This window comes from Mycobacterium asiaticum DSM 44297, assembly GCF_000613245.1.
Classification (GTDB): Bacteria; Actinomycetota; Actinomycetes; order Mycobacteriales; family Mycobacteriaceae; genus Mycobacterium; species Mycobacterium asiaticum.
Genome location: NZ_HG964939.1, coordinates 614797 through 621364, shown reverse-complemented (window position 1 = coordinate 621364; position 6568 = coordinate 614797). Strand labels below are relative to the sequence as shown.

The 6568-nt window shown below is 66.1% G+C and carries 5 protein-coding genes and 1 pseudogene; 3 read left to right on the top strand and 3 right to left on the bottom strand.

The window, feature by feature from the left end; genetic code table 11:
* The coding region (locus BN972_RS26950) for a phosphoglycerate mutase family protein (protein WP_200869768.1) at positions 1-934 on the top strand (934 nt) is incomplete at its 5' end.
* Between the two features lie 153 nt (positions 935-1087).
* Here the strand turns inward: BN972_RS26950 and BN972_RS26945 are convergent.
* Positions 1088-1948 (bottom strand): annotated as a pseudogene (locus BN972_RS26945) (alpha/beta fold hydrolase); the annotation flags it as partial.
* Positions 1949-2083: 135 nt separating this feature from the next.
* On the bottom strand, positions 2084-4132 hold the full coding sequence (locus BN972_RS30025; RefSeq protein ID WP_036365595.1) for a serine/threonine-protein kinase: 2049 nt from the start codon (positions 4130-4132) through the stop codon (positions 2084-2086).
* 189 nt (positions 4133-4321) lie between these two features.
* On the opposite strand from BN972_RS30025, the gene BN972_RS26935 reads away from it, so the two are divergent.
* Positions 4322-5071, top strand: a complete 750-nt coding sequence (locus tag BN972_RS26935; protein ID WP_036366037.1) for an SDR family NAD(P)-dependent oxidoreductase — start codon at positions 4322-4324, stop codon at positions 5069-5071.
* Positions 5072-5085: 14 nt separating this feature from the next.
* On the opposite strand, the gene BN972_RS26930 is transcribed toward BN972_RS26935, so the two are convergent.
* Entirely contained in the window at positions 5086-5583 is a 498-nt protein-coding gene (locus tag BN972_RS26930) for a nitroreductase/quinone reductase family protein (protein WP_036365592.1), read from the bottom strand.
* 118 nt (positions 5584-5701) lie between these two features.
* Here BN972_RS26930 and BN972_RS26925 point away from each other — a divergent pair.
* Positions 5702-6568 (top strand): dihydrodipicolinate reductase (locus tag BN972_RS26925; protein ID WP_235192594.1); only part of this gene is annotated, 867 nt, incomplete at its 3' end.

Sequence of the window (6568 nt, the reverse complement as noted above, 5' to 3'; positions counted from 1 at the left end):
GCTGTTGTTCGGCAACGGCGGCCTCGGTGGGCCCGGTGCCCCGGATGGACGCGGTGGGCTGTTCATCGGTACCGGCGGAACCGCCGCGGTGGTGGGAAGTCAACAACCGGTCGTCATCGATTTCGTGCGGCACGGCCAGACCTTCGCAAACCTGGAGGGTTGGATCGACACCGCCGTACCCGGTGTCCCGCTCACGCCGCTCGGGCACCAGGAGGCGACGAACGTCGCCGCTCTGCTCGCGCCGGCGAACCAATACTCGGGTATCTTCGCGTCGCAGCTGCTGCGCACCCAGGAGACCGCGCACGCGTTGTTCGCGAACCCGCAGATCCTGCCCGGCCTCAATGAGATCAATGCCGGCTGGATGGAGGGCATGCCGCAAATCCCCATTGGTGTGTTGTATCTGGTGGGGCCCCTGGCCTGGACGTTGGGATTCCCGCTCTTCCCGAACCTTGGACTTGGCCCCGACATCAACGGGATCGTCTTCAATCGCAACTTCACCGGCGCGATGAATGCCATCTACGGCAACGCGATGGCGAACGGCGGCACCCCCGCGGTGGCGTACTCGAGCGCGTTCACCATCGGTGTCGGCACGCTGATGAACGTCGACAACCCCAATCCGCTGCTGCTGCTCACCCATACCCTGCCGAACACCGGCCAGGTCGTCGTGACCGGCAGCCCGGGCGGCGGCTGGACCATGAACAGCTGGGACGGTATACCCATCGGCCCGGCGAACTTGCCGACGAAGTTGTTTGTCGACTTCCGCAACCTGATCACGGCGCCGCAATATGCGGCCTGGGACATTTTCGAATCGCTGTTCACCGGTGATCCGACTACGATCCTCAGCGAGATCCGCGATGGCGCCGAACAGGTCGGCGCGGCGACCTTCCAGTACCCGTTCGCGGTCACTCGCGACCTGGTCGACGCGGTTGCGTAATAGCGCTCAGCCGCAACGGTATTCGTCGACGGTCGGGACGGCTTGCAGGTGGCGGCGGGACCGCCGCCGGCTGATGCGCTCGACAACCGCACGCGATCGCGGGCCCGAGCCGGCGTGGGTCGATGCCGACCAGTCGCTGAGCGAGACCGGCGCTGGCGCGGCAGCGGTCTGGGTGTGCCCGCCGTCTGCTCCGATGAAGTCCTCGATCAGAGCGGCCACGGTCTCGGTTCGTTCCGCGTGCGGATGGTGCGCGGCGCCCGGGATGATGTGCAGGCGGCTGTGCGGCATCTTCTCGTGGGCGGCGTAGGCATGTGAAACCGGAATCACCGGGTCCCGGTCGCCGCTGATGATCAGCACCGGCACACTCGCGTTGAAGTGCAGCCGGTTCAAGGCGCAGACGAACTGGCCCCGGCGGTCCACAACCGCACGCAGTGTCCGCAGTAGCGCCTGCCGGTTCTCCCGGTTCGCCAGTGCCGCGTGGGCTTCCCAATGTTCGTGCAGCCGTAGCGCGTTGGGGTCCTCAGACTTCAGTGCGGAGAAAGCCCGGCGGGCCTTGATCGCCGGCTTCGACGAGACGAGCCCCAGCACGAACTCGGAGCCGGGCAGCGACACCAGCCGCAAGATGCGATTAACCTCACCGCCGAGACCGCCGCTGCTGATCAGGATCATCCGCTCGCAGTAGTCGCGATGCTGGTGGGCGAACTGCATGGTGATTCCGCCGCCGAGGGAGTGGCCGATGATCGTCACCCGGGAAATACCGAGGGCGTCCAGAAAGTCGCGGAGCAGGACGGCGAACGCGCCCAGCGAGTAGTCACCGCGGGGCTTGTCGGATTGACCGTGCCCCAGCAGGTCCGGTGCGATGACGCGGTACTTTTTGGACAGGGTCGGGATGATCGACCGCCAGTGGTTCGAACTGCCGCCGATGCCATGGATCAACAGCAGTACCTCACCGGCGCCTTCGTCGCGGTATGCGACGCGGTCGCCGTGCAATGTGATGGTTCGGAGGTTGCTCATTTTGGCCTGCTAGGTCACTTCGGTGTGAACGGTTAGTTCCTGGTGAAGTGAGTCTGTGGCGCGGGCCTTGCAACATTCTTGGGAGTTTCTAAAGGCATGCTTGGCGCCGTTTTCCGACCAGCGCCGAGCCGGGTTTCAGTCCCTGATCCGGGTGAAGACCTGGTCGTAGGGGCCGCCCTTGCAGGCGCTACCCGTCGCATCCTCCATGCCGTGCCCAGAGATCGACGTGATGGGATCCTGCGCCGGCTTGGGCAGCGGGAACACACCGGTCATGCGGACGTGACTGGTCCCACCGGCCGGGCAGGGCACGTCCTCCTCGGAGTTCTCCGTCCACGCGTTGTTGGCGTAGATGAACAACTGGTGGTCGGAGAAATCGGTCAGCACGAATCGGCTCAGGCATCGGTCGCCGGCGCGCAGGCAGAACGTGTCGACGCTGAAATCCTGATCGCCCAGCTTGGGTTGACCGGCCGCCGTAGTCACCCTCGAGCGGTAGAACCCGGGGAGTCCGAGCGCCGGGGACGCCACCCGGGCCGGCAGGCCGGCCGGGTCGGGCAGGCCGGCGATGTCCGCGTCACCGGTTCGGGTGAACGTCACGCTGCGCTTGCTGTAGCACTCCACCGAGTCGTCGATCCACTCGCCGGCCATGCTGCCGTCCGGGCGGGGCAGCAGATAGATCCAGTGCCATTCCTCGATGTCGTGGTTGTTGCATCGTTCGGTGTCCAGGGCCACCGCGACCCAGCGCCCGTTGATGTCGTCGAACACCAGGTTGGTCGGGTGCTTGAAGGACCCGGAGGTTCTCGAACCGGTGGCTACGCAGCCCTTCGCGCCGCACATCGACCGCAGCTTCCACGTCTCGTTCCCGGCCGGGTCCTGACCCGGCTCCGGCTTGCCGTTCAAACCGATGCTCTGACCGAACGCCAGAGTGTAGGTGCCGGTGAGCGGGCCACTGTTCGCCAGGGGCGCGGTCGTGGGGCCGCCGCCACCGGAGCCGCTCTTGGTCAGCGCGAAGGCGGCGACCAGGCCGATGACTACGATCACCGCCGCGATGCTGCTGGCCAGGATGATGCGTCGGCGTTTGGGATCGGCCTTCGCGGCCGGCCGCACCGGCCTCGCCGGCGCGGCGGCAGGCCCGTGCGGGCCGGCCGGTTGTTCGGGCGGTGGCGGCGGGGTGGTGGCGCGGGACGGGCCGGGCGGTGGCGCGTCAGAGCCCGGGCCGTATTGGCGGTACTGCGTCGGATCGGTGTGCGACACGCCGCCCGGCGCCGACGGATAGTAGTTGCGTGGTGCGCCCGTCGGCAGCGCCATGGTCTGGCTGTCTTGGTGGGCCGGCTCGGCGCCGCGCGACCCGGTGTTCGTAGTCGTCGTCGGCTGGGTGATGGCCGCGCGGGCCGCCGCTGCCAGTTCGGTCGGGGTGGAGTAGCGCTGCTCGGGATTTTTGGCCATGCCGATCGCGATAACACCGTCGAGCTGCACCGGCAGACCTCGCCGCAGCGCCGAGGGGCGTGGCGCCGGCAGCCCCAGATGGCCGCCGATCTGTTGTTCGATGCTGCGGCCTGGGTAAGGCTGGCTGCCCGTCAGGCATTCGTGGAAGACACAGGCCAGCGCGTAGGTGTCGCTGCGGGGGTCATTCGCGCCGCTGCTCAACCGCTCCGGGGCCATGTAGGCCCAGGTCCCAATCACGCTGCCGGTGCCCGTCATTCGCGTTTCGCCGGCCGCGCTGGCGATGCCGAAGTCGATCAGGTAGGCGAAGTCGTTCGGGGTGACCAGGATGTTGGAGGGCTTGACGTCGCGATGCACCAAGCCAATCCGGTGTGCGTCGTGCAGCGCCGAGGCGACCTGCTCGATGATTTTCACCGCACGCGCTGGATCCATCGGGCCTTCGGCGATGATGCTCTGCAGGTCTCGGCCGTTGATCAGCCGCATGTCCACATAGAGGCGGCCGTCGATCTCACCGAAGTGGTGAATCGGTACGACGTGTGGGTCGTTGAGCCCCGCGGCGGCCAGCGCCTCCCGGCGGAACCGCTGCACGAATGCCGGATCGTCGGCCAAGTTCGGCGGCAGCACCTTCACCGCGACCACGCGCTGGGTTTCGATGTCGTAGGCCCGCCATACCTCGCCCATGCCGCCGCGGCCCAGCAGCTCGAGCAGCCGGTAACGGCCGAACGGCGTCCCATCCTGTTCCACGATCCTCCTGAAAAAACGTAGAAACCCCTCAGCCAACTGATTCAAGCGGGAAAGTCAACGCGCGAGAACAGATCTCGAGAACTCAAAGAAACGTCATATATTGCGCACACGTAGCCCAGACGTCGGTAACAGTTGCTGTAATGGAAACGCCGGTAACGGCTGGTTTACCGACGAAACGAGGTCCGCATGATGAACACGGTGAGCTTCGACTTCACCGGCGCGAACGTTTTGGTCACCGGTGGCACGCGGGGCATCGGGCATGCGATCGCGTCTGATTTCGCAGCAGCGGGAGCCACGGTCACGATCACCGGCACGCGAGCATCCGCGGATGACTACTCCGGCGTCGACCTGAGCGGCTTCACGTTCACGCAATGCCAACTGTCGCAACCCGATTCAATCGATGCCCTCGCTGCCTCGCTCGGCAACCTCGACATTCTGGTCAACAACGGCGGTGCCCCCTACGCCGGCCAGAAGGACGAATGGGATCCCGACGGATACGCCGGCTCGGTGGCCGTCAACATGCTCGCCCACATGCGGCTCACCATGGCCTGTCACGAACGGCTGAAAGCCAGCAGCATGATCGGCGGAAGCAGCGTCGTCACCATCGCGTCCATGTCGGCGTTCGTATCCGCTGTCGCCGTTCCGGCCTACAGCTCATCGAAGGCCGGCATGGTCGCCTTCACCAAGAACCTCGCCCGGCGCTGGGTGTACGACGGCATCCGGGTGAACGCGGTGGCGCCCGGGCTGATCCAAACCCGCATGACCAAACCGATGACCGGCATCCCGGAACTGCTCGACCCCGAGATGCGACACACGCCGATGGCGCGCATGGGATTACCTGAGGAGGTCTCCCCGGCGGTGCTGTTCCTGTGCAGCGCGGCGGCCTCGTACATGACCGGCACCACGCTTGCAGTGGACGGCGGCTACCTCACCGTCTAGTAGTGGCGGATCCGTCAGTCAGGTGTCGAGGTGAAGACGTCGACCGGACGCACCGTCCGCAGCATCACCAGCGGGATGTGCCGGCTCGTCGAACGCTGATAGGCAACGTAGGGCGGGTACAGGTGGCACATGTACTCCCACACGTCGTGACGCTCGGTGGCTTCGGGCTCCCGCCAGGTGGCCTCGAACGCCTGGGTGGCGATCTGCACGCCGAGGGTCTTGGCGGCCACGATGTTGAGGTACCACTCGGGGTTCGTGTCGGCGCCGCCCTTGGACGCGACGATGACGACCTCACCGCCGACGTTGCCGTAGATGAGGGGTTTGATGTAGGTCTTGCCGGATTTGCGGCCGGTGTACCTGATCAGGCAGTGGGTCGTCAGTTCGCGACCGCCCAGGTCGCTCAGATCGACGATGTGGCCCTGGGTTCCACCGGAGTTCAGGTACGTCGCCAGGTGTTGCTGCATCCAGTTGGCGCGTTCGGCGCGAATGGCTGCGGCGTCGGCGTCGCCCATCAGTTGCTCCCCTCCGGCGGCGGTCAGGTCTAGTGATCCATTCTTATGAGGTTGCGCTCGCATGCGCTAGCTTCCGGAGAAACCGCTTTTGGCTTTTCGACCACGCTCAGGAGCCCACGTGTCCGATAGCGCTCGTCCGATCCGCATCGCTGTTTGGTCGACGGGCACGATCGGCAGCATCGTCATCCGGGTCGCCCACCGACGCGGTGCCTGCGATCTGGTCGCGGTCTGGGTACACACTGACGACAAGGCCGATCGCGACGCCGGCGAACTCGTGGGATTGCCGCCCATCGGGCTGCGTACCACCCAAAGTATCGACGATGTCATTGCGGCACAACCGGATTGCGTCGTCTACACCGCATCCGCGCCCGAACTGGACGCGATCAACATGCCGGTCTATGTGCGGCTGCTGCGGGCCGGAATCAACGTGGTGACGGTGAGTTCGCCCGGTCTGGTCTTCCCGCCGGCCTGGAACGCCGGTTACACGGCCGAGCTCACCGCGGCCGCGGAGCAGGGGCAGGCGTCGCTGTATGCGTCGGGGATCGAACCGGGCTTCGCAGGGGACCAGCTGGTAGCGCTGTTGACCACCCTGTCGGCCAGTATCACCTCGGTCCGAACCCAGGAGATCTTTCAATACGACAGCTACGGCAACGAGTTCCTGATGGGCGACGTCTTCGGTTTCGGCCGACCCCTCGACCAGGCTCCGCTGATGCAGATCCCAGGCATGCAACAGCATGCCTGGGGTCCGCCCGTGCGTTACGTCGCCGCCGCGCTCGGCGTCGAGCTGGAAGACGTCCGCGAAACTTACGAAAGACGCGCCACGCCACGTGATCTCGTCACCGCATTCGGACCCGTCGTGGCCGGAACGTGCGGCGCGATCCGCATGGAGACCATCGGCGTGGTCGCCGGCCGCGACGCGATTGTGATCGAGCACGTCAACCGGCTGGCCGCCGATCTCGCCCCCGACTGGCCCACCGCCGACCGG